Annotated in this window: 22 protein-coding genes and 1 pseudogene; 13 read left to right on the top strand and 10 right to left on the bottom strand. The window is 71.5% G+C overall.

Translation table 11 applies throughout. The features are described 5' to 3' along the window. Positions 1-4: 4 nt before the first annotated feature. Positions 5-994 carry an Lrp/AsnC family transcriptional regulator gene (locus AC0699_RS06995; RefSeq protein WP_478656620.1) on the bottom strand — a complete coding sequence of 330 codons (990 nt, stop codon included), beginning with the start codon at positions 992-994 and terminating at the stop codon, positions 5-7. Between the two features lie 160 nt (positions 995-1,154). Here AC0699_RS06995 and AC0699_RS06990 point away from each other — a divergent pair, with 160 nt between their 5' ends. From AC0699_RS06990 to AC0699_RS06975, 4 genes are all read left to right on the top strand, one after another. After that, positions 1,155-2,132, top strand: coding sequence for a cupin domain-containing protein (locus AC0699_RS06990; protein ID WP_478656617.1), 978 nt, complete (start codon positions 1,155-1,157; stop codon positions 2,130-2,132). A 67-nt stretch (positions 2,133-2,199) separates the two neighbouring features. Continuing rightward, complete coding sequence (locus AC0699_RS06985; RefSeq protein WP_478656615.1) at positions 2,200-3,111, top strand: NADP-dependent oxidoreductase; 912 nt, start codon at positions 2,200-2,202, stop codon at positions 3,109-3,111. Between the two features lie 435 nt (positions 3,112-3,546). Next, complete coding sequence (gene panD, locus AC0699_RS06980) at positions 3,547-3,981, top strand: aspartate 1-decarboxylase (protein WP_478656613.1); 435 nt, start codon at positions 3,547-3,549, stop codon at positions 3,979-3,981. Between the two features lie 74 nt (positions 3,982-4,055). Then, complete coding sequence (locus tag AC0699_RS06975) at positions 4,056-4,397, top strand: GNAT family N-acetyltransferase (RefSeq protein ID WP_478656611.1); 342 nt, start codon at positions 4,056-4,058, stop codon at positions 4,395-4,397. Between the two features lie 386 nt (positions 4,398-4,783). On the opposite strand, the gene gndA is transcribed toward AC0699_RS06975, so the two are convergent. Then, positions 4,784-6,226 (bottom strand): NADP-dependent phosphogluconate dehydrogenase, encoded by a 1,443-nt coding sequence (gndA, locus tag AC0699_RS06970; protein ID WP_478656608.1) that lies wholly within the window; start codon positions 6,224-6,226, stop codon positions 4,784-4,786. A 229-nt stretch (positions 6,227-6,455) separates the two neighbouring features. Here gndA and AC0699_RS06965 point away from each other — a divergent pair, with 229 nt between their 5' ends. Continuing rightward, positions 6,456-7,769 (top strand): peptidoglycan DD-metalloendopeptidase family protein, encoded by a 1,314-nt coding sequence (locus AC0699_RS06965; protein ID WP_478656605.1) that lies wholly within the window; start codon positions 6,456-6,458, stop codon positions 7,767-7,769. Here AC0699_RS06965 and AC0699_RS06960 read toward each other — a convergent pair. Beyond that, positions 7,650-8,741: a DMT family transporter gene (locus AC0699_RS06960; protein WP_478656602.1), complete on the bottom strand. Its 1,092-nt coding sequence runs from the start codon at positions 8,739-8,741 to the stop codon at positions 7,650-7,652. The genes AC0699_RS06965 and AC0699_RS06960 overlap by 120 nt on opposite strands. Before the next feature lie 119 nt (positions 8,742-8,860). Further along, entirely contained in the window at positions 8,861-9,550 is a 690-nt protein-coding gene (locus tag AC0699_RS06955; RefSeq protein ID WP_478656600.1) for a carbonic anhydrase, read from the bottom strand. Between the two features lie 82 nt (positions 9,551-9,632). On the opposite strand from AC0699_RS06955, the gene AC0699_RS06950 reads away from it, so the two are divergent. From AC0699_RS06950 to glgC, 3 genes are read left to right on the top strand one after another with little or no spacing between them, the layout of a single operon-like run. Further along, positions 9,633-10,313 carry a (2Fe-2S)-binding protein gene (locus AC0699_RS06950; protein WP_478656598.1) on the top strand — a complete coding sequence of 227 codons (681 nt, stop codon included), beginning with the start codon at positions 9,633-9,635 and terminating at the stop codon, positions 10,311-10,313. A gap of 50 nt (positions 10,314-10,363) precedes the next feature. Further along, positions 10,364-11,527, top strand: coding sequence for a glycogen synthase (gene glgA, locus AC0699_RS06945; protein ID WP_478656595.1), 1,164 nt, complete (start codon positions 10,364-10,366; stop codon positions 11,525-11,527). Positions 11,528-11,565: 38 nt separating this feature from the next. Further along, positions 11,566-12,783: a glucose-1-phosphate adenylyltransferase gene (glgC, locus tag AC0699_RS06940; RefSeq protein ID WP_478656593.1), complete on the top strand. Its 1,218-nt coding sequence runs from the start codon at positions 11,566-11,568 to the stop codon at positions 12,781-12,783. A 33-nt stretch (positions 12,784-12,816) separates the two neighbouring features. Here the strand turns inward: glgC and AC0699_RS06935 are convergent, their stop codons facing one another. The 3 genes from AC0699_RS06935 to AC0699_RS06925 all read right to left on the bottom strand — a co-directional run bounded on the left by AC0699_RS06935 (position 12,817) and on the right by AC0699_RS06925 (position 15,767). After that, positions 12,817-13,167 (bottom strand): SH3 domain-containing protein, encoded by a 351-nt coding sequence (locus AC0699_RS06935; protein WP_478656591.1) that lies wholly within the window; start codon positions 13,165-13,167, stop codon positions 12,817-12,819. Positions 13,168-13,337: 170 nt separating this feature from the next. Then, the gene (locus tag AC0699_RS06930) at positions 13,338-14,885 is read right to left on the bottom strand and encodes a protein kinase domain-containing protein (protein WP_478656588.1); all 1,548 of its coding nucleotides are present in this window, start codon (positions 14,883-14,885) and stop codon (positions 13,338-13,340) included. A gap of 63 nt (positions 14,886-14,948) precedes the next feature. Next, the gene (locus AC0699_RS06925) at positions 14,949-15,767 is read right to left on the bottom strand and encodes a serine/threonine protein kinase (protein ID WP_478656586.1); all 819 of its coding nucleotides are present in this window, start codon (positions 15,765-15,767) and stop codon (positions 14,949-14,951) included. Positions 15,768-15,986: 219 nt separating this feature from the next. Here AC0699_RS06925 and AC0699_RS06920 point away from each other — a divergent pair, with 219 nt between their 5' ends. Together AC0699_RS06920 and AC0699_RS06915 are read left to right on the top strand one after the other, a co-directional pair. Continuing rightward, positions 15,987-17,483, top strand: a complete 1,497-nt coding sequence (locus AC0699_RS06920) for an SDR family NAD(P)-dependent oxidoreductase (protein ID WP_478656583.1) — start codon at positions 15,987-15,989, stop codon at positions 17,481-17,483. Between the two features lie 305 nt (positions 17,484-17,788). Next, positions 17,789-17,959 carry a hypothetical protein gene (locus AC0699_RS06915; RefSeq protein ID WP_478656580.1) on the top strand — a complete coding sequence of 57 codons (171 nt, stop codon included), beginning with the start codon at positions 17,789-17,791 and terminating at the stop codon, positions 17,957-17,959. Between the two features lie 80 nt (positions 17,960-18,039). Here the strand turns inward: AC0699_RS06915 and AC0699_RS06910 are convergent, their stop codons facing one another. From AC0699_RS06910 to AC0699_RS06900, 3 genes and pseudogenes are all read right to left on the bottom strand, one after another. Beyond that, complete coding sequence (locus AC0699_RS06910) at positions 18,040-19,473, bottom strand: lipase maturation factor family protein (RefSeq protein WP_478657194.1); 1,434 nt, start codon at positions 19,471-19,473, stop codon at positions 18,040-18,042. Then, positions 19,440-20,018 (bottom strand): DUF1990 family protein, encoded by a 579-nt coding sequence (locus AC0699_RS06905; protein ID WP_478657192.1) that lies wholly within the window; start codon positions 20,016-20,018, stop codon positions 19,440-19,442. The genes AC0699_RS06910 and AC0699_RS06905 overlap by 34 nt, the downstream gene beginning before the upstream one ends. A gap of 232 nt (positions 20,019-20,250) precedes the next feature. After that, positions 20,251-20,400, bottom strand: a pseudogene (locus AC0699_RS06900) (YndJ family transporter); the annotation flags it as partial. Positions 20,401-20,598: 198 nt separating this feature from the next. On the opposite strand from AC0699_RS06900, the gene AC0699_RS06895 reads away from it, so the two are divergent. The 3 genes from AC0699_RS06895 (at position 20,599) to AC0699_RS06885 (ending at position 25,612) form a co-directional block, all read left to right on the top strand. Then, positions 20,599-21,984, top strand: coding sequence for a DUF6777 domain-containing protein (locus AC0699_RS06895; RefSeq protein WP_478656578.1), 1,386 nt, complete (start codon positions 20,599-20,601; stop codon positions 21,982-21,984). Between the two features lie 55 nt (positions 21,985-22,039). Continuing rightward, entirely contained in the window at positions 22,040-24,112 is a 2,073-nt protein-coding gene (locus AC0699_RS06890; protein WP_478656576.1) for a SpoIIE family protein phosphatase, read from the top strand. Between the two features lie 108 nt (positions 24,113-24,220). After that, a complete protein-coding gene (locus AC0699_RS06885) occupies positions 24,221-25,612 on the top strand; it encodes a wax ester/triacylglycerol synthase family O-acyltransferase (protein ID WP_478656574.1) in 1,392 nt (463 codons plus the stop codon). Positions 25,613-25,669: the final 57 nt, after the last annotated feature.

The raw sequence follows: 25,669 nt of genomic DNA, 5'->3' as shown, positions 1-25,669 counted from the left end.
GCTCTTACCGCTGAGCCGGGTTTGTGCGTGGTGTGGACGTGGCGCGCTTGATGGTGCGGATGACGGGGGCGGTCTCGATGCCGTGGATCTGCGGGACTTCGGCGAGCCGGTGGGTGAAATAGCAGTACAGGTCGGCGCCGTCGCGGCACACGGCCGAGATCAGCAGGTTGGTGGGGCCCGTGGTCGCCGCGCAGAAGGCCACCTCCGGGTGGGCGGCGATCGCGGCGCCGGCCTCGGCGAGGCGCGCCGGCGGTACGGACGCCCACAAGCGGGCCTCCGCGTGGTAGCCGAGGAGCTGCGTGTCGATGTCCACGTCGAAGGAGAGCAGCCCGGCGGCGCGCAGTGTGTCCATCCGGCGGGCGACCCGCGAGGCCGACCAGCCGGTCGCGGCGGCCAGCACCGGATAGGGAGCGCGGCCGTCCTCGGCGAGTGCCCGTAGCAGTCGGCGGTCGGGCTCGCCCAGGGCGACCTGGCCATCGCCGTTCCGGTGCTCCGGGCGCAACACCGCGATCTGCTCGGGGGTGAGGGCGCCTGTCCCTTCCAGGCCTTGAGCGCGGCCGCCGAAGACGTGCAGGACATGGTGCGCGGTCACCGACAGCACCGGCGCGGTGCGCTGAAGACGGTCGAGAAGGAGTTCGTCGCGTTCCTGTGCCGACCAGGACTGCAGGCCGGCGCAGATCTCCGTGCCGCCGGAGAGCAGGTTCACCCAGTGGGTGTCCGCACGGCGGGCCAGCGCTGCGGCGACCTCCTTCGCCGTTCCCGGCTTGCAGTGCGCCCGGACGATCCACTCGGCGCCGCCGAGCCGGCTCGCGTCGACGACCCCGACCAGGCGCACCAGGCCGCTCTCGCGCAGGCGGGCGTAGCGCCGTGCCAGGGTGCGGTCCGAGACGCCGAGCACCTCGCTGATCCGTGCGAACGAGGCCCGGCCGTCCACGATCAGGGCATGCAGCAGCCCTCGGTCGATGTCGTCGACGATGACGGATTCCCGCGCCATGAACTCGATCGTGTCAGATTCCTTCAACGGCGGCTATTTCGAAGCGTGTCCGGTGCAGGGCGTCCCGAAGCTTGTCGCAGAGCGCGCATCGCCGCGTGCGACTCCGCCGACCGCCGGCTGAGCGAGGACGACAACCGTCGACACGAATGAAGGGCGACTCATGACCGTCGTGACCGAGGCGCTGGGCCTGATCAGTTCGGACGAGCCGGTGTGCGTCCTGGAGCGGGATGAGCGGTTGCTGCTCGCGCCGCCGCATCCGAGCAGTCTGCCGGTCACGCCGTGGCGCGACCACGAGCCGCTGTCGGTGGTGCACTTCCCCCAGCAGCACGTGCAGCAGCCGTTCGCGGCGCCGCGCGGCGTCTACGAGAACTCGCAGCTGCGCATCGAGTGGCAGACGATGCACGGCGAGCGCCAGCCGTTCTACCACCGCAACTGCGACGTGGACGAGATCTCGTACCAGATCGCGGGGGAGCGCGTCTTGATGACCGAACTGGGCGTGGTCGAGCACCGGCCCGGGGAGTTCTCACGCATACCGCGCGGTGTGGCGCATGACAACTACGGCCGGCAGGAGAGTCACCTGCTGTTCTACAGCCCGGCACCGGTGGCCGAGGAGAGCGAGGCCGTGCGCACCTCGGCGCCGGTGCTCCCGCCGTTTCCCGAGTGGCAGGCCGGGCCGGTCAACGAGGCGGTGACCCAGTGCATGGGCACGCCGGGCCACGACATCGCCGTGTTCCCCGTCGACGAGCGGCTGCTGCTCGACCGGGTCCATGCCGGCCCCGCCCGGCTCGACGTCCTGGTCAGGGCGCGGACGCCGGGAGTGACCTGGCACTACCGGTCGGACGGGTTCCGGCTGGGCAGCGTGTCCCTGGCCGCCGCCGACGGCAGCAGCTACCGGCGCACCTTGGACGCCGACGAGATCCAGTACCAGATCAGCGGGAACCGCACCCTGGTCTCGCAGCGCGGCGTGGTCGAGCTGGGGCCGGGAGACTTTGTCCGGATTCCGCTGGGTGTGGCACACACCGACATCACCGCCGGGCCGTCCGAGTACCTCACCGTGCTGTCCGGCCGAGAGCTGGCGCAAGTCGCGCCCACTGCCCACACCGCCCGGCCGTGCACACCGGGCGTCCGGCCCACCTGACGGATGCTGCCGCCCTCGGGGCACCGTCCTCTCCGCCCACGACGTCACTTTGAAAGGCAAGAAGACATTGAAGGTACAGCTGCTCACCGCTTTCGGCGGTGCCGACAACTTCGAGTTGTCCGAGGTCCCGGACCCGACTCCAGCCCGTGGCCAGGTCCTCGTGCGCATCGCGGCCGTCGGCATCAACAGCCTGGAATGGAAGATCCGCAGCGGTGGGCTGAAGGGCATGTTCCCGACACCGCTCCCGGCCGTCCTCGGCAAGGAGATCGCCGGAACTGTCGAAGCCCTCGGGCCCGAGGTGACCGGTGTGTCGGTCGGTGACCGCGTGGCCGGGTTCACCGAATCCGGCGCCTACGCGCAGTACTGCACGGCTCGCGTCGAGGCCCTCGCGGTCGTGCCGGACGGCGTCTCGTTCGAGACCGCGGTCACGCTGCCGGTGGCCGTCGAGACCGCGACGCGAGGCATCAGCGCCCTCGGAGTCCGGCCCGGCTGGACAGTCGTGGTGAACGGGGCGGCCGGCGTGGTGGGCAGCGCCGTCGTGCAACTCCTCGCCGCGCAGGGCGTCACGGTCATCGGCATCGCGTCCAAGGCCAACCACGACCACGTGGCCTCGCTGGGAGCCGCGCCCGTCGCCTACGGCAGCGGCGTCGAGGCCGGAATCCGTATCCACGCTTCCCACGGCGTCGACGCGGTCTACGACGCCGCAGGCCACGGCTTCGCCCCCACCGCCGTCGAGCTGACCGGCGACCCACGCCGCGTTCTGACCATCGCCGACTTCGAGGCCGCCGGCCTCGGCGTCCAGACCTCCACCGGAAGCTGCACACCGACCGCCGAGCCGTTCGCCCCCGTGCTGCCTCTGGTGGCCTCCGGCGCGTTCCGCACTGTCATCGACAGCGTCTACCGCCTCGCCGACATCGCGGCAGCACACACCCACGGCGAACAGGGCCGGCTCAGGGGAAAGATCATCGTGTCCGTCTGAGCACACGGCCGCCGAAGTCGGCGGTCCGACCCACCGATGCGCCGATCACCAGCCCCGCACCTCGTTCCGGCGGGCGTGGCGGTGCGCGCGGCGCGCGCACGTCAACGTCGCGGCGTTGAACCCGCGCGTGGCCCGCTCCCCGTCGGCGGCCGCCTTCGCTCCTGACTGCCGCCCAGACCGCCAGAGTGACGGTGATCACGGACACTCTTCGGAGGGTGCTGCGTAGGCTTGTGCAGTCGTCGCGGTGGGTCCGGGAGGGCGGGCGAAGTCCTCCTGCAGTCGCCTGACGATGCGTCAGGCGAGTCGGCAAGTGGTCAGCATGAGTCCTGGAAAACCTGGGGAACGCTGCCCGGACATGCGACTCGTTGTAGGGTAGGAAAACCGCCCTTGACCTGCAGAAACGCAGGCAGGGAGCCTATGTCCAGGAGTGCCTCGATGATGCGTACCATGTTCAAGTCCAAGATCCACCGGGCCACCGTGACCCAGGCCGATCTCCACTACGTCGGCTCCGTCACCGTCGATGCCGAGCTCATGGAAGCCGCGGACCTGCTCCCCGGCGAGCTCGTCCACATCGTCGACATCGACAACGGAGCGCGCCTGGAGACGTACGTCATCGAAGGCGAACGCGGCTCCGGTGTCATCGGCATCAACGGCGCTGCCGCCCACCTCGTGCACCCCGGCGATCTGGTGATCCTCATCAGCTACGCCCAGGTCGACGACGCCGAGGCCCGCACGCTGGTGCCCCGCGTCGTCCACGTCGACACCCGCAACCGCATCGTCGAGCTCGGCTCCGACCCTTCGCGGCCGGTGCCCGGCAGCGACACCGAGAGCAGCCCGCACGCCGTCCCGGCCACCGCAGGCCGGGCCTGAACGGGTCGCACGCGCCTGAACGGGTCGCACGCGCCTGAACAGACCGCATCCGGCCACTGACGGAGGAGAGCACCATGGCAGATACCGAGCTCCGCGACGACCGCGCCGCCGGGCGGCTGGAGGCATTCGAGGACGGTGTGTTCGCCGGCCACATCGCGTACTTCACCCTGGACTCCGAGCCCGCCGCGCTCGTCGCGGTGCACACCGTCGTGGAGCCCGGACACGAGGGCAAGGGCATCGCCGGGTCACTGGTCCGGGAGTTCTACACGATGGCCGCCCGCGAGGGTGTGCCGGTCGTGCCTCTGTGTCCCTATGCCGCGAAGTGGGCGCTGCGCCATCCCGACGAGGCGCCCGTGCCGCCCGCCGAGCTGGTGCAGGAGGCCGAGCGGCAGGTGAAGGAGCACCCGGGACTGTGACGACGCCGCGCTCGTAATCCGCGCCCGGGACGCTCACGATCCGCACGCTCGAGGTCACGATCCGCTCACCGGAAAGCCGCACGCTCATGAGCCGCCCACTGACGCGTGGATCCGCCGCGCGTGGGCACCCGCAACGGAGGAACCTGGAGCCATAGGGCTCCATCGACTTCCGGGAGCTTTCTATGACCCATCCGCAGCCCCCTCCCGTACCGCCCATACCGACCCCGCCCCCGGACCCGCTGGGCCCGGGGCCGGGCCCGCCCCCCAGTCCTGTCCCGCCGCCGGAGCCGCCGCCCGGCCCCGCACCGGAACCGATCCCCGAGCCGCCGGGACCGGCACCGGTACCGGAGCCGGAACCGCCGCCCACCCCGCCCGGCTGACAGGGCCTAGTCGGTGCGCACCTCCGACCGGTCGCCGCCCCAGAGCGTGTGGAACGAGCCGTCACGGTCGGTGCGCCGGTAGGTGTGGGCGCCGAAGAAGTCGCGCTGGCCCTGGGTCAGCGCCGCCGGCAGCCGCCGCGCACGCAGCGCGTCGTAGTACGACAGCGCGGCCGAGAAGCCGGGCGTCGGCACGCCCTGCCGCGCGGCTGCCGCCACCACCGCACGCCAGTCGTCCTGGGCCGCGCCGATCTCCTCGGCGAACTGCTTGTCCGAGAGCAGGCTCGGCAGCTGGGGCTGCGCGTCGTACGCGGACCGGATGCGGTCGAGGAACGCGGCCCGGATGATGCACCCCGCACGCCAGATCGACGCGACGGCCCCCAGATCGATGTCCCAGTCGTAGGCAGCACTGCCGGCCTGGATCTGGTGGAAGCCCTGTGTGTACGACACGATCTTCGACGCGTACAGGGCCTGCTCGACCTGGCTCGCGAAGTGCGCCGCCTCCTCCTCGCCCAGCGGCTGAGGGGTGGGCCCGGGCAGGCCGTGCGAAGCGGCCCGCAGGTCCGCGTGCCCGGAGACCGAGCGGGCGAAGACCGCCTCCGCGATGCCGGAGACCGGAATCCCGAGGTCCAGCGCGATCTGCACGGTCCAGCGGCCGGTGCCCTTCTGCTCGGCCCGGTCGGCGACGATGTCGACGAACGGCTTGCCGGTCGCCGCGTCCGTGTGGGCCAGCACCTCGGCCGTGATCTCGATCAGATACGAATCGAGCCTGCCGGTGTTCCAGCCGCGGAAGGTCTCCGCGATTCTGGTGGGGGAGTAGCCCGCGACGTCGCGCAGCAGGTGGTATGCCTCCGCGATCAGCTGCATGTCCGCGTACTCGATGCCGTTGTGCACCATCTTCACGAAGTGGCCCGCGCCGTCAGGGCCGATGTGCGTGGTGCAGGGGGTCCCGTCCGAGGCCTTCGCGGCGATCTTCTCCAGCAGCGGGCCGAGCGAGGTGTACGACTCGGTCGAGCCGCCCGGCATGATGCTCGGCCCGTGCAGCGCGCCCTCCTCACCTCCCGAGATGCCCACGCCCACGAAGTGGATCCCGCGCTCGCGCAGTTCGCGTTCGCGGCGCCGGGTGTCGGCGAAGTGCGCGTTGCCGCCGTCGATGATGACGTCGCCGGGCTCCAGCAGCGGCGCGAACTCCTCGATCACCGCGTCCGTGGGATCGCCCGCCTTGACCATGATCACGAGGCGGCGCGGACGCTCCAGGGCCGCGACGAACTCCTCGGGGCTCTCGGCGGGGACGAAGGAACCCTCGTCGCCGAACGCCTCGACGAGCTCGCGTGTGCGGGTGGCGGTCCGGTTGTGCACGGCGACCGTGAAGCCGTTGCGCGCGAAATTGCGTGCGAGATTGCGGCCCATCACCGCGAGCCCGGTGACGCCGATCTGGGCGGTACCACTCATGCGTGTGCTCCTGGAGTCCGTCGGAAGTGCCCCTCCCCGTGGCCAGTATGAATACGGGTCACGGGACTGCGGCGTTCATGAGACCTCAAGTCGCTCGAGGGGCGCAGGATTCCCCGGTTCCGCCGAACGACGGCCCCCCTGTGCGCCGTGGCGCCTTGCGCACACCCTTGTCATGGCCTCTTACGAGCCCATAGCTTTGTCCGCTGCTGATGCGTTCAAGGGGGGACTCATGGCCGTTCGCGGACGACACCGCCGATACCAGCCGAGCCGTATCAACCGCGCCTCGCTCACCGTCACGGCGGGTGGCGCGGGAATGGCGCTGCCGCTGATCGGGGCGGGCATGGCGAACGCCGCGTCCGTGGACGTCTGGGAGAAGGTCGCTGCCTGCGAGTCGACCGGCAACTGGCACATCAACACCGGCAACGGCTACTTCGGCGGCCTCCAGTTCAGCCAGTCCACCTGGGAGGGCTACGGCGGCACGGTTTATGCCGCGCGCGCCGACCTCGCCACCAAGGACCAGCAGATCGCCATCGCCGAGAAGGTGCTCAAGGGGCAGGGACCGCGTGCATGGCCGGCCTGCTCCGTACGGGCGGAACTCACCCGGGGCGGTGACGCACCCGATGTCTCACCGGAGCGGCAGCGCGAGCCGCGGTCCGGAGAGAGCCGACAGGCCCCGGAGTCCGGACAGGCCGGTCGGGCCGGTCGGGCCGGGGAGAGCAAGCGGAGTGGGCGCACCGTGCAGGCCGGGCATGCGGCCACGCCGACCACCGTCCCCACGCAGCGCGAGAGCTACACGGTGGCGCGCGGCGACTCGCTCTCGCGCATCGCGCGGTCCGAGCGGGTCAAGGGCGGCTGGCAGGGACTGTACGAAGCCAACCGCGAGGTCGTCGGCGACGACCCCGATCTCATCCATCCGGGCCAGCGGCTGGTGATCCGGGCCACGGCGCCCGCACCCGCGCGGCCGAAGATTCCGCCGAAGAGCCCGCCGAAGGCCCAGCCGCCCGAGGCCCGGCAGCCCGTCGCCGGGCCGCAGCAGCAGAAGCCGCAGGCGGCGAAGCCCAAGCCGAAGGCGAAGCCCAAGGCGTTGCCGAAGCAGGAGCAGCGGCACAAGGAACGGTCCGACCGGGCCGGACGCGCCGCCGGCTTCAGCGCGCCCGTCGCCGCCAGCACCGGGACCCCTTACGGCAAGGCCGGTTCGTCCTGGTCCAGTGGCTACCACACGGGCGTGGACTTCCCGGTGCCCACCGGGACCTCGGTGAAGGCCGTCGCCTCCGGCCGGGTCGTCTCGGCCGGCTGGGCGGGCGCGTACGGCTACCAGATCGTCATCCGGCACACGGACGGCAAGTACAGCCAGTACGCGCATCTGTCCGCGCTCAATGTGCGCGACGGGCAGCAGGTCAACAGCGGCCAGCGGATCGCCCGTTCAGGATCCACCGGCAACAGCACCGGACCGCACCTCCACTTCGAGGTGCGTACGGGGCCGGAGTACGGCTCCGACATCGATCCGCTCGCGTACCTGCGCTCGGGGGGCGTCACGATCTGACACCTCCGACGGCTCAGAGGGCTCAGACGCCTCTGACACCTCAGACGACTCGGGCGCCCCTGACGTCTGTGACGCCTGCGACCTCCGTGAGGCATACCGCGTATCCGGGGCAGGGGCCGCGGCCGGCCGTTCCGCGGTGAGCAGCGTCAGCCCGGCGGCCGCGACGGTCGCGCACACCAGCGCCAGCACCGCGCCCGTCGCCCCGTACCGGAACCGCTCTCCGAGGAGCGTGATGCCGACCGCCGCGGCCACCACCGGATTGACGACGGTCACGGTCGCCAGCGGTGCGGTGAGCCCGGCGCCCCGGTAGGACGCCTGGGACAGCAGCAGTCCCGTCGCGCCGAGACCCGCGATCGCCAGCAGGCTCGGGACCGGGACCGCACCGCCGGGTGCGCCGTCGAGCCAGTCCGCCACGACGGTCTTGGTGAACACCGAAGCGACGCCGAAGGCGACCCCTGCGCCGCCGGCCAGCATCACCCCCCGTACGACGGCGCGGCGCACCCGCCGTGCGGCGACGAAGAAGGCGGCGATCGTGCCGAACGCTGCCACGCTGAGCGCCAACAGGTCTCCGCCGCCGAGTTGTCCCGCACTTGCCCCGGACTCCGCCGCGCCCGTCAGTACCAGCAGCCCGGCCAGACCCGCCGTGGCCATCAGCGCGCCGCGCCATGCCGTCGCCCCGGCCCCGGCTCCTGCCGCGCCGCCGGCGAACACCGCCGCCATCGGCAGGGCGAGCACGAGCGTGAGCGCGCCGAGCGGCTGCACCAGACTGAGCGGCCCGTACGCCAGCGCGAGCACGTGCAGCAGCGCCCCCAGCCCGTTGAGTGCGATCGCCACCCACCACACGGCGCTGCGCAACGGTGCGTAGGGCCGGGCGGGGGTGCCGACGGCGACGCGCTCCTGCACGATCGCCCCCGCCGCGTAGGCGGCCGCGGAGACCAGGGACAGCAGCACGGACAGTGCGAGGGAGGTCATGGGCTCCACGATCTCCCCCGCGGGCCGCCCGCGTCGTCGTCCTTGAGCACACACTGGGTCGTACTGCCGACGGAGTACGGGAGTACAACCGCGGTGGTGTCCCCCGGCGAATGACCCGATCAGATCCGGTCGAAACGCACCTTTCCGGTGTCCAGGTCGAAGCGTGCCCCGGCCACGACGGCTCCCTCGAAGGCCGGGTCCGCGGCCAGGGTGCGCCGTATGCGCGCGACATTGGCCCGCACCGTGTTCTCCACCCAGTCGCCGGGCAGGTGCTGCGTCGCGCGCGCGGACGGTGCGATGTCATCGATCACCCGGGAAAGATGGCCGGTCGCCGGCCGGCCCGTTCGCACGTGGTCCACCGCCGCGGACACCGCCCCGCACCGCTCATGGCCGAGGACCAGCACCAGCGGGATGTGCAGCTCCTCCACTCCGTACTGGATGCTGCCGAGCACGGCCTCGTCCAGCGCCTGGCCCGCCGACCGTATGACCATGAGATCCCCGAGTCCCTGGTCGAAGACCAGCTCCGGCGGCACCCGTGAATCGATGCACCCGAGCACGACGGCGAAGGGGTGCTGTGCCACGGCGACCTCGCGGCGGCGCCCCGCGTCGTCGTGCGGGTGGCGCTGCCGCTCGGCGGCCCACCGTATGTTGCCCGCGCGCAGCAGGGCCAGGGCCTCGCCCGCGGTCGTGGGGCGTGGCGCGTGCGTTTCGCGGGGAGCCGTGGGCGTCGCGGCGCGGGCGGAAGGTAATGCCACGGTCATGGCCGCGGCCGTCATGCCGAGTACCGCTCGGCGGTTTCGAAGAGTCACATGGCAAGGTGACAGTGGATCGACAGCGGCGGTTCTGAATTTGATCGATCTTCTACCGGACTTTGACTGAAGCAGGGCGTGAGTGGACTTCGAACGGCTGGAATCGGTGGGCGGTTTCTTCGCCGTACGGCACGGGGAACCCGGCACCGGACATGTGCCCCTCGCCCGGCTGTACGCAGGAGACCTCGCCCCGCTCACCGACCGCGTCGACCTGGTCGCGGCCCGGCTGCGCACCCCCGAACGCAGGGTCGCCGCCTCCCTCGCGTATCTCGGGCTCGCCGCCCGGCTCTGGTCCACGGCACTGGGGGCCGCCGCGCTCCACGGCGAGTTCCCCGACCCGGCAGCCGCGACCCTCCACTGGGACCCGGCCCTCACCGCGCCCGACGATCTGCGCTGGACCCGGACACGGACCCTCCCCGGCACGGTCGAGTCCATCCGGGCGGCCGTGCAGTACGGACATCTCGTACCACTCGCCGAAGCCGTCCGCGGCGATGTCCGTATCGCGCCCCGGCTGCTCTGGGGCAACGCGGGCTCCGCCCTCGCCGGCGCCCTGCGCGAACTCGTCCGCTGGGCACACGCACACGGCCGCCCCGAGGTGGCCGAGCGGGCCGCGGACCTCACGGCCGGACTCCTGAGCCACCCCGACCTGACCGGCACCGTACGCGGTCCGGCGCTGCGCCGGACCAGCTGCTGCCTCTACTACCGCTGCCCCGGCGGCGGACTGTGCGGCGACTGCGTCTTCGACCGCCCGCCGGAACAGTGAGCGCTCGCAGTGGTCTTCCGCCCGGGCCCGGTCTGAGTGACCATCAAGACATGAGGGTGGGACTGCTCACACGCGAGTATCCGCCGGACGTCTACGGCGGCGCCGGAGTCCATGTGGAGTTCCTCGCCCGGGAGTTACGGGCCCTGACCGACCTCGACGTGCACTGCTGGGGCGAAGGCGACGCCGACGGAGTCGTACGCCACACCGCACTCGCCGGACTCGACCGGGCCAATGACGCGCTGCGCACCTTCTCCGTCGATCTGTCGATGGCCGCCGCGCTGGAGGACCGCGAAGTCGTCCACTCCCACACCTGGTACGCGAACCTCGCCGGCCATCTCGCCAAGCTCCTCCACGGCATACCGCACATCGTCACCTCGCACTCGCTCGAACCCCTGCGGCCCTGGAAGGCCGAGCAGCTCGGCGGCGGCTACGCCCTGTCCGGCTGGGCCGAGCGGACCGCGATCGAGGCGGCGGACGCCGTCATCGCCGTCTCACGAGGGATGCGCGCCGACATCCTGGACTGCTATCCGGCCCTCGACCCGGCGAAGGTCCGCGTCGTCCACAACGGCATCGACACCTCCCTCTACCGGCCCGACCCCGGCACGGACGTACTGCGTCGCATCGGCATCGACCCCGCCCGCCCGTACGTCCTCTTCGTCGGTCGTGTCACGCGCCAGAAGGGCGTCCCGCACCTGCTGCGCGCCGCCCGCGCGCTGGACCCCGGCGCCCAGCTCGTGCTCTGTGCCGGCGCACCCGACACCCCGGAGATCGGTGCCGAGTTCCGGGAGCTCGTCGACGAGCTCGGGCGGGCGCGCGACGGGGTGCACTGGATACCCGAGATGCTGCCGCGGGCCCAGGTCGTCCAGCTGCTCAGCCATGCGGCCGTGTTCGTCTGCCCCTCCGTCTACGAGCCCCTGGGGATCGTGAACCTGGAGGCGATGGCCTGCGGCACCGCGGTCGTGGCGTCCGCGGTCGGCGGCATCCCGGAAGTCGTCGAGGACGGCCTGACCGGACTGCTCGTACCGTACGACTCCGGGCATCCGCAGGACTTCGAGACCGGGCTCACCGAAGCGCTGAACCGGGTGCTGGACGACCCCGCCACGGCACGGCGGATGGGCGGGGCGGGGCGGGAGCGCGCGGTCCGCGAGTTCGGCTGGGACCAGGTGGCCCGGCGCACGTACGAGGTGTACGAGGAGACGCTCAAGTCGAACTGACGAACTGACGGCGCGAGCCGACGGTGTGAGGGGGCGCGATGCGCGGTGGACCTTCGGTACTCGGGATCGTTCTGGCGGGCGGGGAGGGCAAACGGCTGATGCCGCTCACCGCCGACCGGGCGAAACCGGCAGTCACCTTCGGCGGTACGTACCGGCTCGTCGACTTCGTCCTGTCCAACCTCGTCAACGGGGACGTCCTGCGGATCTGCGTACTGACCCAGTACAAGTCGCACTCCCTCGACCGCCATGTCACCACCACCTGGCGGATGTCCAGTCTGCTCGGCAACTACGTGACGCCCGTACCCGCACAGCAGCGCCTCGGCCCGCGCTGGTATCTCGGCAGCGCCGACGCCATCCTGCAGTCCCTCAACCTGGTCCACGACGAACAGCCGGACTACATCGCGGTGTTCGGCGCCGATCACGTCTACCGGATGGACCCGCGGCACATGCTCGAGCAGCACATCGGGAGCGGGGCGGGCGTCACCGTCGCCGGGATCAGGGTGCCGCGCAGGGACGCCTCGTCGTTCGGCATCATCACCCCCGCCGCCGACGGCACCCGGGTGGAACGCTTCCTGGAGAAGCCCGCCGATCCTCCGGGGCTGCCCGGCGATCCCGGCCGGGTGTTCGCGTCCATGGGCAACTACCTCTTCACCACCAAGGTGCTGGTCGACGCGCTCCACCGGGATGCCGAGGACCCGCACTCGGTGCACGACATGGGCGGATCGATCCTGCCGATGCTCACCGAGCGGGGCGTGGCGCAGCTCTACGACTTCGACGGCAACCACGTGCCGGGAGAGAGCGCGGCGGAACACGGCTACTGGCGCGATGTGGGCACGCTCGACTCGTACTACGAAGCCCATATGGATCTGATCGCGGAACGGCCCGTCTTCAGCCTGGAGAACCGCCGCTGGCCCATCTACACGCACTCCGGCCAGCTGCCGCCCGCGAGGTTCTGCGCGGGCGGGATCGCCAGCGAGTCGGTCGTCAGCCCCGGCTGTGTGATCCGCGGCCAGGTCACCCGGTCCGTGCTCTCACCGGGTGTGAGCGTCGAACCGGGAGCCGTCGTCCAGGGCTCGGTGCTGCACGACAACGTCAGGATCGGGCGCGGCGCGGTGGTGCGCGGGGCCGTACTCGACAAGAACGTCGACGTCCCGCCCGGCGCCACGATCGGCGTCAACCCGGAGCGGGACCAGGAGCTGTACACGGTGTCGAAGGGCGGAGTGATCGCCCTGGGGAAGGGGCAGCCGGTGCTGTGAACCCGGCCGCAGCGACTGCCCCTTCGGCCCGCGTCAGCAGTCCAGGTAGGCCACGTGGATCCACACACCGGTGCGGCCGCCCCACAGGTCGCCCATCACCCAGTTCCCCTCCTGTCCCCGCGCCTCGAACCCCTGTCCCTTGTCGACCTGGCCCAGCACGGGGTAGTCCGTGCCCGGGCCGCCGCGGTAGTTGACCCCGTTGTCGTTCACGAAGCACGTCTGCTGTGCCTGCTGCGGGGCAGCCTGGCGGGACTGCGCGGCTGCCGGCGCTGCCGCCGGCGTGGCGGATGCGGCCGCCGCGCCGGTCGTGGCGACGACGGCCCCGGTGGTGGCGACCGCCACGGCGATCCCCGTCAGCGCCTTCTTGAACCTGGCCATCTGCATGTCCGGTGTTCCTTCCTGGTCCGGCGATGTGGTGCCGCACCGGCCTTCCGTCGGATCCCCCGAAGGCCGGTGCGGCTTTCCCCTGCGTGATCCACGATCTGCCAGAAGTGCCTCACGGTGTACCTGACGTATGTCAGGGCGGGCCTCGGACACCCCACCCTCACGGACCCTCAGCGCGAATACTCCGCCAGGTACTTCATCACCTCGTCCACATACGGCCGGGTGCGGTCCGGGACACCGCGCTCCTCCACGACCACGCGGGCGCTCGTGCGGTACCCGGCGGCGATCAGCGCCGGCAGATCCCGGTGCAGACCGTTCTGCTTGAACTGGTTGACGAGATAGCAGAGATACGGCCCCATCGTGGCAATGGCGTCCGGCGCCGACATGTAGTCCTTGCGGCCGTCCCCGTCGCCGTCCAGGGACCAGGGCCCGAAGACCTCCGGCGTCCACATCGCGATGCCGTGCTCCCTGATGCGGATGCCGTTGCTGGTCCTGACACGGCTCGCATCGGGGTCGAAGCCGCTCTCCGCCTTGAGCATCGCGGCGATCAGCGCCGGGGTGACCTCCCGCTGGGCGCAGCGCATCGCGGCATTGACGATGTGCGGGCGCAGTGCCGGCGGGACGTCGGAGCGGGCCGGCAGCGCACCGGCGGGCGCTTCGCTCCGGACGGACGCCGTGCTGCCGTTCGCCCCCGTCGCGCCGCCGCCGGCCCCCGTTCCCGCTCCGGTGGCCAGTACCACCGCCGTGCCGGCCGCGGCGGCGAGCAAGGTCGAGCCGACGGCCAGCAGGACCGCCGAGCGCCGGCGCCGTACCGTACCCGCCTCGTGGCACAGCAGCCTCACCCGCCCGGCGAGTCGGCCGGCGGTGAGCCGGGCGCGGGAGGCATGGTCCGGGCGCAGGCACTCGGTGATCAGCTGCCGCCAGCCCTCGGGCACGCTCTCGTCGAGACGGAGCCGGGCGCCGCCCCGCGCATACGTCTGGGCGGCCAGCGCACGCGCCCGCGCGGTGGCGCCCGGGAAAGGGTGCTGTCCGTCCGTGAGCACCTGATGGGCCAGTACTCCGAAGGCCCACACGTCCGCCGTGGGTCGCAGCTTCGTACCCCGGCAGCCGGTGCGCTCGGACCACCACTCGGGCGGTACGTGGTCGAGTGAGCCGAGCGGGAGTACGTAGGCGTGGGTGCCCTCCAGCTCGGCGGTGAGGCCGAAGTCGGCGAGCCAGACCGCACCGCCAGGTCCCAGCAGCACATTGGCGGGCTTCAGGTCGCCGTGCACCCGGCCGCGCGCATGGAGGTGCGCGAGACCCGCGGCCACTCCGTCGAGCACCTGGCGCGCCACGGCCGCCGGGACGCCCGTCGCATCGGCGAGCAGATCCTGCACACTGCGCTCCGCCCGGTCCATGACCAGCGCCGTCAGACCGTCCAGCTCAGGGCGGTCCGGGTCGCGGACCGTGAGGACCGTGTGCGTCCGCACGAGATGCGGATGGTCCGCCTCCAGCGCGAACCGCACCTCGCGCCTGACCAGCTCGTCCATGGAGGTCCGCTGGCCGGGGGTGAGCAGATCGGTGCGCAGGAACTTGATCGCGGCGGGGTGGCCGTCGGCCGTGCGCTCGGCGGCGTACACGCTGCCCCAACTGCCCGCGCTCACGGGTTCGGTCACTGTCCACGGCCCGACCCGGTAGCCGGGGGAGATGCTGATGGAGGGCATGCTGCCGCGAGCCATCCCGTGCGCCTTTCGCGTCGCTCCTGCCGTTGCTGCTGTCGGTCGCCAGGGCCCGGACAGAACCTAGGGCCGGTCCGGGCCCTGGGTCCTGTCCGGTCTTCCGGGCGTCGGCGCGAGCAGCGCGAGGTGCTCCTCGCGGACCAGATCGAAGCGGAGCGCGAACGCCACCAACTCGTCCCGCTTGCCGCCCACGGTTCCTTCCGGCTCCTCTGTCCCGTCGCGCAGCCGCAGCTTCACCGAGGTGAGGTAGTCGATGTGATAGTTCACCGCGGACCGCGTCAGGTCCCGGCAGGCCGCCAGCGGGCGCAACCGCTCCAGTACCTCGCCGACACCCGGCACGGCTCCGCTGGAGGCGCGGCGCAGCCGTGGCTCGCACAGGGCGAGCAGCACCAGGAAGTACTTCGACGTCGGATCGAGGGTGAACGGGCTCATCGTCGGCTCGCCTTTGCGCGGCAGCGGCTCCCCGTCCAGATATGTGTGCTCCGGTGCGAAGACCTTGAAGGACGCCTCCGTGTCCCTGGCCGGCAGCACCACACGTGAGAATTCGAACGGAATGGGCGCACCGAGTCTGCCGGGTGCGACCTTGACGTGCTCTCCGGCGCCTTCGAGATTTTCGACGACGTAGGTCACCGTCCGGCTGAAATTCGACAGTCGCCAATAGTCCTCGGCGGCGGTGATCTGCCCGGCCAGGCGCGATACTCCGGGATCGTCCAAGGCCACGGGCACCGGGGTGTCCGGCGCGCCACGACCGAATTCCGCCGTGTTTCCCGGACCGAGGCGCAGCAGCCGGGGTCTGTCGTGCCGGTTTCCCGGGCGCCTGTCCTGAGGTCCGCCCCGCCGCTCTTCCTGGCGTTCCGGTAATTGCACGATGACGGTGTCCATGCTTCGCCTCCCCCGCATCAGGCGCCGCCATTCTAATGCCGCGGCCGTTACTCCCGTGCCATCTGTCGCGACGGAGGGTGACGGTTCACTCGACCCGGAGGTCCGGCAAGAGGCGCGGTTTGGCATCCGGACTCCCGACTGGCGTAAAGTTCCGCTTTTGGAAACTTCACGCGGGACACGCGCGACACGCGCGACACAGGGAACGGAACGGCAGCGGCGATGACGGTGACACAGGACGGCCCCGTCCAGGAGAGCGGGCCGGACGAGGAGTACGGGCCGGGCATCGACCCGGAGCGCCTGGCCGTCTGCCTGAGCGTTCTCGAAGAGCTCGACCGGCTCGAGGTCGACCACCCGGACGCGATCACGGTCCGCCGGGCGACCGCCGGGATCTACCGGACCGTGAAGCAGCGCCGCCGCCAGGAGCGCCGGGCCGCCAAGACCGCCCACGACAAGTCCGTCACCGAGGCCACCGCCACCGGCTCCGCCGAGCGCATCGACGACGAGACCCAGGGCCTGCTGCCCTCCTCGTCCGTGGCCGGCGAGATCGCGGGCATACTCCAGCGCCCCCGGTCCTGCTACATCTGCAAGACCCGGTACGTCGAGGTGGACGCCTTCTACCACCAGCTGTGCCAGAAGTGCGCCGCCGAGAACCGGGCCCGCCGTGACGCCCGCACCGACCTGACCGGCCGGCGGGCGCTCCTCACCGGTGGCCGCGCCAAGATCGGTATGTACATCGCGCTGCGGCTGCTGCGCGACGGCGCCCACACCACGATCACCACCCGGTTCCCCAACGACGCGATCCGCCGCTTCAAGGCGATGCCGGACAGCGACGAGTGGATCCACCGCCTCAAGATCGTCGGCATCGATCTGCGCGACCCGGCGCAGGTCGTCGCGCTCGCCGACTCGGTCGCCGCCGAGGGCCCGCTGGACATCCTGATCAACAACGCCGCGCAGACCGTACGCCGCTCCCCGCAGGCGTACAGCGAGCTGGTCGCGGCCGAGGGTGCCCCGCTGCCCGCGGGCGAGCTGCCCCCCGCCGAGGTGATCGGCACCTTCGGCAGCGGCAGCGTCGACCGGGTGGCCGCGCTGCCCGCCGCCCGCTCCGGCGAGTCCGACGTGCTCAGCGCCCAGGACGTCACCGAGCTGGCGCTGGTCTCCGGCTCGGCGTCGCTCGCCCGGATCGAGGCGGGCACCGCCATCGACGCCGGCGGTCTCGTTCCCGATCTGCACGACACCAACAGCTGGATCCAGACGGTCTCCGAGGTCGACCCGGTCGAGCTGCTCGAAGTGCAGCTGTGCAACTCCACCGCGCCGTTCATCCTCATCAGCCGGCTGCGTCCGGCGATGGCCGCGTCGTCCGCCAAGCGCAAGTACGTCGTGAACGTCTCCGCCATGGAGGGCGTCTTCAGCCGCGGCTACAAGGGCGCGGGGCATCCGCACACCAACATGGCCAAGGCCGCGCTGAACATGCTGACCCGTACCAGCGCGCAGGAGATGTTCGAGGCCGACGGCATCCTGATGACCGCCGTCGACACCGGCTGGATCACCGACGAGCGCCCGCACCCGGACAAGATCCGGCTGGCCGCGGAGGGCTTCCACGCCCCGCTCGACCTGGTCGACGGCGCGGCCCGGGTCTACGACCCGATCGTGCGCGGCGAGGACGGCGAGGACCTGTTCGGCTGCTTCCTCAAGGACTACGCGCCGGCGAACTGGTAGACCCGGCCCTTACCCGAACAGCCGCAACCCCCGGGCGCACAGGGCCGTCCGGGGGTTTGCTGTACCCGATGGGCCGTCATCTCCGCACGGTTTCCGGTAAAGAAACACCCAATGTGACGTTCCCCATCGAGCGCAGGGGCGCTCATTTGGTTACCCTGGAGCCCACGGACGGCCACCAAGGGCCCACGAAACCCCTCGGCCGCCCTGGGACAGGCCCGCATCACGGCCGCGATCCCGCCTGGAAACGGCGCCACCGCGACCGGAATGCCCATGTCCCCCTGTTGCGCGACACAGAGGAGTGCGCGGTGACAACTGAAGTGACGAAGCAGGACCAGCGGCCGGCGCCAAGCAGCGAACGGGCCGGGCGGCCCGACGAGCTCGGCAGCCTCGAGGTCTGGGCCAGGTCCGCACCGATCCGGCTCGCCGGATACGAGGACGACCTCGAGGAGCCGCACATCCTGCCCGGCGTCGACTGACGCGGGTCGCTGGATCATGTACCCCCTGGCCATGACGGGCCGGGGGGTACGACACGTTCTGCACCCCTGTTGCGTCCCGTTCACACCCGTTCGGCCGTCACATCGGTCGTGCTCAGCCGGGTCGGCGGCAGGAAGTCCCGCAGATAGCGCCGCTGCCACCAGGCGCCCGTGGCGCGCAACTGCCGCCAGGTCGTGTACTCGTAGTGGTAGAGCCGGGCGCGGATGTACAGCGGCGGGGCGTCGGGGAACGGATTGCGGCGCAGCAGCCGGATCGTGTCGCGGTCGTTGTCGAGCAGCCGTTCGACGAAGCCGCCGAACCACGGGCGGGCGTAGGCGGGGGAGAGTGCCGCGAACCACATCAGCCAGTCGAGGCGCAGATGGTACGGGGCGAACTGGCGCGGCAACCGCCGGATGTCTCCCGGTTTGCCGTGGAACTCGTACTCCCGCCACACCGTGCCGGGGCGCAGCACCCGCTCGTCCGTGCCCTCCACGACGACCTCGAACCGGACCCGCCCGACCGTGCCGAACGCACCGTACGTGTTCACCAGGTGCAGCGGGTCGAAGGAGCGGTTCATGGCCTGGCGCCGGGAGAGCAGATTGCGGGCCGGGCGGTAGCTGAGGGCCAGCACGAGCACGGTCACCGCGATCACCAGGATCTCGTACCAGAGAGGCGGCCCGGGGAGCGGATGCGGCCCGGTGAACGGGGAGACGTCGACGGCGGACAGCGCCAGCGTGATCGTCAGCCAGTTCAGCCAGGAGAAGTTGCCGGACAGGACCAGCCACAGCTGGGTCGCGATGATCAGCCCGGCCGCCGCGCTCGCGATCGGCTGAGGGGTGAAGAGCAGGACGGGGACCAGGAGTTGCGTGACGTGGTTGGCGCCGGCCTCCACCCGGTGCAGCGGCCCCGGCAGATGGTGGAAGAACCAGCTCAGCGGTCCCGGCATCGGCTGGGTCTCATGGTGGAAGTAGAGGCAGGTCAGCCGCCGCCAGCACTCGTCGCCGCGGATCTTGATCAGCCCGGCGCCGAACTCCACCCGGAAGAGCAGCCAGCGCAGCAGCCACAGCACCAGCACAGGTGGTGCCGCACGCTCGTTCCCCAGGAAGATCGCGAGGAATCCCGTCTCCAGCAGCAGTGATTCCCAGCCGAAGGCGTACCAGGTCTGTCCCACATTGACGATGGACAGATACAGCGCCCACAGCACCGCCCACCACAGCATCGCGGTCCACAGCGGCAGCTGATCGGCCGCACCGCCCACCAGGGCGGCCGCGAGCACCACCCCGGCCCAGGCGCAGCAGGCGAAGAACCGGTCCGAGTAGTGCAGTTGGAAGATGCTCGGTGCCCGCCGCAGGGGTACGAACCGTACGTACGCGGGCACCGGCAGCATGCCGCGCTCACCGATCAGGGCGCGGAACTGGAGGGCGGCGCCGAGAAAGCCGACGAGATAGATCACGGCGAGCGCCCGCTGGAAGACCAGCCTGCTCAGCCAGTAGTCGGGTGCCGTGAACCACTCCATCGCGTTCCTCCGGTACCTCCAGTATCGGCCTCGGCCGCGATCCGTCGCAGTACGGCACCGAGCCGGCGTGCGTACAGCCGCTGCAGCACCGGTACGAGGGGCCCCGCGAGCCGTGAGTACCAGCGGGCCGGCCTGCTGAAGGCCAGCACGGTGAACCAGACCGAACCGTCGTCCCGGAGCTCCACCGTGAAGGACTCCTCGCCACTCTCCGGATGGCCCGCCAGGGTGCCGTACGCGAAGCCGGTGCGGGCCGGCTCGTACTCCGTCCAGATCACCCGGCAGGGCGCCCTGAACCGCAGCGGGCCGATGCCGAGCGACACCTCCACGGCAGTGCCCGGCTCGGCGTGCGGGGAGGCGGCCCGTACCCGCGCGCCCGTGGCGCGATGCATCCGCCAGGTGGTGACCGCCGCACCGGCGGCCTCGAAGACGGTGCGGCCGCGGCCGATGCGGGTGCGGTGGTGGAGGTGGTTGTAGCCGTCCGGGAGCGGGCCGAGGCGGGTGGCGCCGGTCTCCCGGTAGTTCGGGGCTGCTTCGGTGGTGCGCATGGGGCGGTCTCCTCCGGTCATACGGTGTTGGTGCCCGGTGGCAGCGGGGCGATGCCCGACGGGCGTACGGGGGCGTGGAGCCGATGCCACGCCAGCAACGAGCAGAGCGCGAAGCCCAGCGCGTTGCCGAGGCCGTGCGTGGCGGGCGCGTGCCGCGTCCGGCGGGCCTTGGCGGCACGGTGCGGCGCAGCCGCGCGGGTGCATACAGGGCCAGCGCCAGGGTGGCGAGGGCGTAGACCGAGGCGAGTGCGGTGGCGACGGGGCCGCGCGGCAGCCACAGGGAGATCGCGCCGGGCACGGCGAGCAGCGGCCACAGCCTGCGCAACAGAACCGGAGCGGGTGCGGTGACGAGCCGGAGACCCGCCGGGACGATCACCAGCATGCCCAGCATGACGATCGCGTTGACCAGAGCGGTCATCACGCCCCACCCCCCTGCTTGAACGTGTTCAATTCCTGCTCGCGAGCTTAGGCTAGGAACTGAACGTGTTCAAGTCGCGGGTTCCGCCGGAATGCGGCATGACAGGAGAGATCGCAAAGATCACTCCGGGTGCAATTCGCAACAGGCGGGAGATGGCGGGACATGTTCGTGCGCTCACCGAAGCAAGGCCGGTACGCGGGGCCGGCCGCGCTGTCGGCAGGCCTGACGGCCGCTCTACTGGTCACGGGCTGCAGCAGCTTGGCAGGTCAGGGGCAGCCGGGTACCTCGGCCTCGCAGCAGGTACATCTGCAGGCGGCAGCGGATCAGGGTCCTGATCCCTTCACCCCTTCGACGGCAACCACCACGGGCGCGTCCGGGGACTTCCACGCGCCGCGTACCACCGGGGCGAGCGGCCCCGAGTCCACCGTCCGGCCCATCCGGACCGTTCTCGGTTCCACACCGGGGCTGTACGGCGGTACGCGCTCGGTCGCGAGCTGCGACGTCGAGCAGCAGATCCGCTTCCTCATGGCCGACCGGGTGAAGGGCGACGCGTTCACCCAGGGGGCCGGCGTGAGCCAGCAGGACATCCCGGCCTTCCTGCGCGGGCTCACCCCGGTGCTCCTCAGGGCCGACGCCCGGGTCACCAGTCACGGCTACCGCGACGGCACCGCCCAGCGCCACCAGACCGTCCTGCAGGCCGGGACCGCCGTCCTGGTCGACGAACACGGATCGCCCCGGGTCCGCTGCGCCTCGGGCAGTCCACTGGCCTCGCCCGTGGTCACGGCCGGGACCCCGGAGGAGCAGGGTAAGCCGTGGCAGGGCTACGACCCCGGGCGCGTCGTCGTCATCACCCGCGCGGCGCATGTGATCGACAGCCTGGTGATCGTCGACATCGTGGGCAACGCCTGGATGGAGCGGAAGAGCGGCACGGACGGCGAGGCGGACCGCAAGCCCGACGTGCCACCGCCGTACGACCCCGGCACCCATGTCACCGAGGCGCCGGCGGGCCTGCCGGCCGGCCCGGTCACCTCCAGCTCCCAGCCGGTGAGCCCCGACGCCACCGCTCCACAGCCGAACCGCCAGGACACGGGCACCAACCGTCCCGGCGTGCCGAGTGCCCCGACCGGCGGTCCCGGCGTCATCCGGCCCGACGCCATCCTTCCCGATGCGAGCGCCCCCGGCGCGAGCAGCCCTGATGCGGGCGCGGCCCAGTCCGTGCCCGGCGTCCCGGGCGATCCCGACGCGCTGCCGCAGCCGCAGCAGGACGGCCAGGGTGCGTTCGATCCGTCCGGCACCGCGCTCTGGGGCCCGGGGGACCGCCCCGGCGGCGGTGGCGGAACGGGCAGCGGCACGGGCGACGGGCCCGATGTGATCCTCCCGGACGCCGTGCCGTCGGATGCCGCGGCGCCCGACGCCGACGGGGACTCGGCGGCCCCCGATGCTGCCGGGGACTCGGCGGCGCCCGACGCGGCTGGGGACTCCGCGGCGCCCGACGCTGCCGGGGACTCCGCCGCGCCGCTCGCCGACGGGCAGACCGCGCGGCGCTGAGCGGGCGGTCGGCCCGCCGCTCGATAAATCGGACAAACGATGGCAGAGTGTCACCATGGTTGATCGGGCAGCGGGTGCCCTGTCGCTTCCCGACGACTGGCCCGCCCACCCGGATCTGAGTCTGGCCCTCAACCGCATGGGCAGCTTCGACTGGGACCTCGACAGCGGGCTGATGCACCTGGACCAGCCCGCTCTCGATGTGTTCGACGTGCCGGCCGAAGAGTACGACGGACGCCCCGAGAGCCTCGCCCCCCGCTTCCCGCGCAGCGAAGCGATCCGGCTGGACGGGCTCGTGTCCCAGGCCCTCAAGAGCGGCAGCACCAGCTACGGCGCGTACTTCCGTATCCGGTGCCGGGACGGCACTCTGCGCTGGACCCATACCCAGGGGTCGGTGATGCGCGACGCCTCGGGCCGACCCCACCGCATCATCGGCATCGTCCGTGACGCGACCCAGGAGCTCGCCGACTCCAGCGCCCGTGTCGAGCTCGACGCGGAACGCCGGCGCCAGACCAGCGTCGTCGAGACCACCACGGCCGCGCTCGCGCACGCCAGGACGGTCAAGGACGTCATCGACGTACTGAAGGACTCGCACGGACTCGAGCGCCTCGGCGCCACCAGCATGGTGGTGGGGCTCCTGGAGTCGGGCCGGATCCATCTCGTCGCCGAGGGTCCCGAAGGCTCGTTCGTACCCGGGACGCGGTACACCCGCGTCGACGAGCAGTACCCGATGAGCGAGGTCATCCGCACCCTCGCGCCCCGCTTCATCGAGTCGAAGGAGGACTTCGCCGACTCCTATCCGAGGCTGTGGCCGCACATCAGCGGTCTCGGAATCACCTCGGCCGCCTACATGCCGCTCATCGCCCAGGCCCGCCCCATCGGCGCACTCGGCCTGCTTTACAGCGACAAGACCGGTTTCACCACCGAAGAACGCAATCTGCTCGTCGCACTCGGCAGCAGCATCGCGCAGAGCCTCCAGCGAGCGGTCCTCTTCGAGCAGGAACACGACCTCGCCGAAGGACTGCAGCAGGCGATGCTGCCGCGGCGTATCCCGTCCGTGCCGGGAGCGCAGATCGCGGTCCGCTACCGCTCCGCCAGGCTGGGCCGGGACATCGGCGGCGACTGGTACGACGTCATCCCGCTGCCCGGCGGACGCGTCGGCGCGGTCATCGGCGACGTCCAGGGCCACGACACGCACGCCGCCGCGGTGATGGGGCAGCTGCGCATCGTCCTGCGCGCCTACGCCGCCGAAGGACACACGCCGGCGACCGTGATGGCCCGCGCCTCCGTGTTCCTCCACGAGCTCGACACCGATCGCTTCGCGACCTGCATCTACGCGGAGACCGACCTGGCGACGGGTGTGGTCCAGATGGTCCGGGCCGGGCACATCGACCCGCTGATGCTCACCACGGACGGGGACTGCCGCCGCATCCCGGTGGACGGCGGACTCCCGCTCGGACTGTCCGCCGAGTTCGGCAGCCTCGAATACCCCGTCGCCACCGTCGAACTGGACCCCGGGCAGAGCCTCTTGCTCTACACCGACGGACTCGTCGAACAGCCCGGCGCCGACCTCGACGACGGGATGCAACTGCTCACGGCCACGATCCGCGGCGGCCCCAAGGACCTCCAGTTGCTCGCCGACCAGCTCTGCGACGAGGTCGACGAGCGAGCGGGCGACGACGACGTGGCGATCCTGCTGCTGCGCCGCCATGGCGCGTACGCCCCGCAGACGGGTGGAAGGCTGCAGCAGCACGTCGCCCAGAACGACCCCGAGGCACTGAGGTCCGGCCGGCACATGATCCGGGCCGCGGTACGCGCATGGGGAGCGGCGGACAAGTCCGACGAGATCGAGCTGGCGGCGGACGAGCTGATCACCAACGCCCTGATGCACACGGACGGCGGCGCGATCGTGACCGTGCGCGTGCTGTCGGGACCCGAGCGGCGGCTGCGGGTGGAGGTCGAGGATCCGTCGAGCGCCCTGCCGCGCCGCCGGGAGGCTGGAGAGTCCGGAGTCTCCGGCCGGGGGCTGATGCTGGTGGACCGGCTGGCGGACGTCTGGGGTGTGGAGTCGCGCGGCAGCGGCAAATGTGTGTGGTGCGAGTTCATCGTTCCGGACCGGCAGGCAACCTGAGCACTACCGGATGGTAACCCTATGTAACCTGATTGTACTTGACCGTAACCGACTGCAGGCGATTGACTGCATACTCCTGTGTTCCGGCCCTAGGACATGAGGACCCCTTTGAGCAGCGAGCTTCTGGCACCTCTTGATCTGGCTTTCTGGCACCTCGAAACCGCCGACCACCCGATGCACCTCGGCGCGCTCGCCCACTTCACCCCGCCCGCGCCCGCGGCCGGGGACGGCGGCAGTGGCGACGGGAACGGCATCGGCAGCGAGGAGATCCTCGGACTGCTCGCCTCCCGCGCCGCAGCGATTCCCCGGCTCAGGATGCGGGTACGCGACGTCCTCCTGCCGGTCGGCGGTGCCGCCTGGATGGTGGACACGGACTTCGACGTACGCCGGCACCTCCGTCAGGTGCGGCTGCCGGCCGGTGACTTCGCCGCGGAAGCCGCCAGGCTCGCCGGAGAACTGATGGAACGTCCGCTTGAACGCGGGCGGCCACCGTGGGAGATGTACCTCCTCACCGGAGGCCGGGGCGACCCGTTCGGCGTGCTCGTCAAACTCCACCACGCACTCGCCGACGGCATGCGCGCCGTCGCCATCGGCGCCGGGATCTTCGACGAGATCGCCGACCCCCGCGGCCGCAGGAACGGACGCAAGGCCCGGACCGTGCCGCCCCGCTCCTGGCTGCCGGGGCCCTGGCAGGTCGCCGGTATGGCCCGCGGCCGGATCGAGGAGCTGGGCCGGGCCGTGGGCGTCGGCGCATCCCTCGTCGGCGCCTCGCTCGCCCGCGCCGGGCGGCTCGACCCGCGCGGTACGGCCGCGCTCAGCGCGACCTCCAGCGGGACACGCCGGCTCGCCACCGCCGTCCTCTCCCTGGACGATGTGCACCAGGTGCGCAGGACCGCCGGTGGCACCGCCAACGACGTGCTGCTCGCCACCGTCGCCGGGGCGCTGCGGCGCTGGATGACCGAGCGCGGCGACGCCCTGCCCCTCGCCGACCCCAGTGCCCTGGTCCCGGTGTCCCGGCGCCGCCCCGGCAGCCCGTCCGGCTCCGGCAACAAGCTCTCCGCCTATCTGCTCGGGCTGCCCGTGTCCGAGGCCAACCCCTGGTTCAGGCTCCACGCCGTCCGCAGCGGCATGGACCGCAACAAGGCCGCGGGCCCGATGCGCGGCGCCGGGGCGGTGGCCCTCATCGCCGACCAACTGCCGCCGCTCGCCCACCGCTTCGGGGCGCCGCTGGCCGGAAACGCCGCCCGCATGCTCTTCGACGTGCTCGTCACGAGCGTGCCGCTGCCGCGCTCGGCGCTCTCGCTCGGCGGCTGCCCGCTCAGCGAGATCTACCCGATGGCGCCGCTCGCCCGCGGGCAGTCGCTCGCGGTGGCGATGTCGACGTACCGCGGACACGTGCACGTCGGCCTGGTCGCCGACGGCAAGGCGCTGCCGGACGTGGACCGGCTCGCGCGCAGCATGGAGGAGGAGCTCGCAGCACTGGTGGCGCTGACCCGGTAGAGGCGGGAACCAGCCCGTCCGGCGTCGAGGACACGGCCGAAGGCCGTGCCGGGGGTG

The sequence above is a fragment of the Streptomyces sp. NPDC043870 genome (assembly GCF_056435785.1).
The sequence above is the reverse complement of the archived record's forward strand: the minus strand, read 5'-3'. Positions and strand labels throughout refer to the sequence as shown.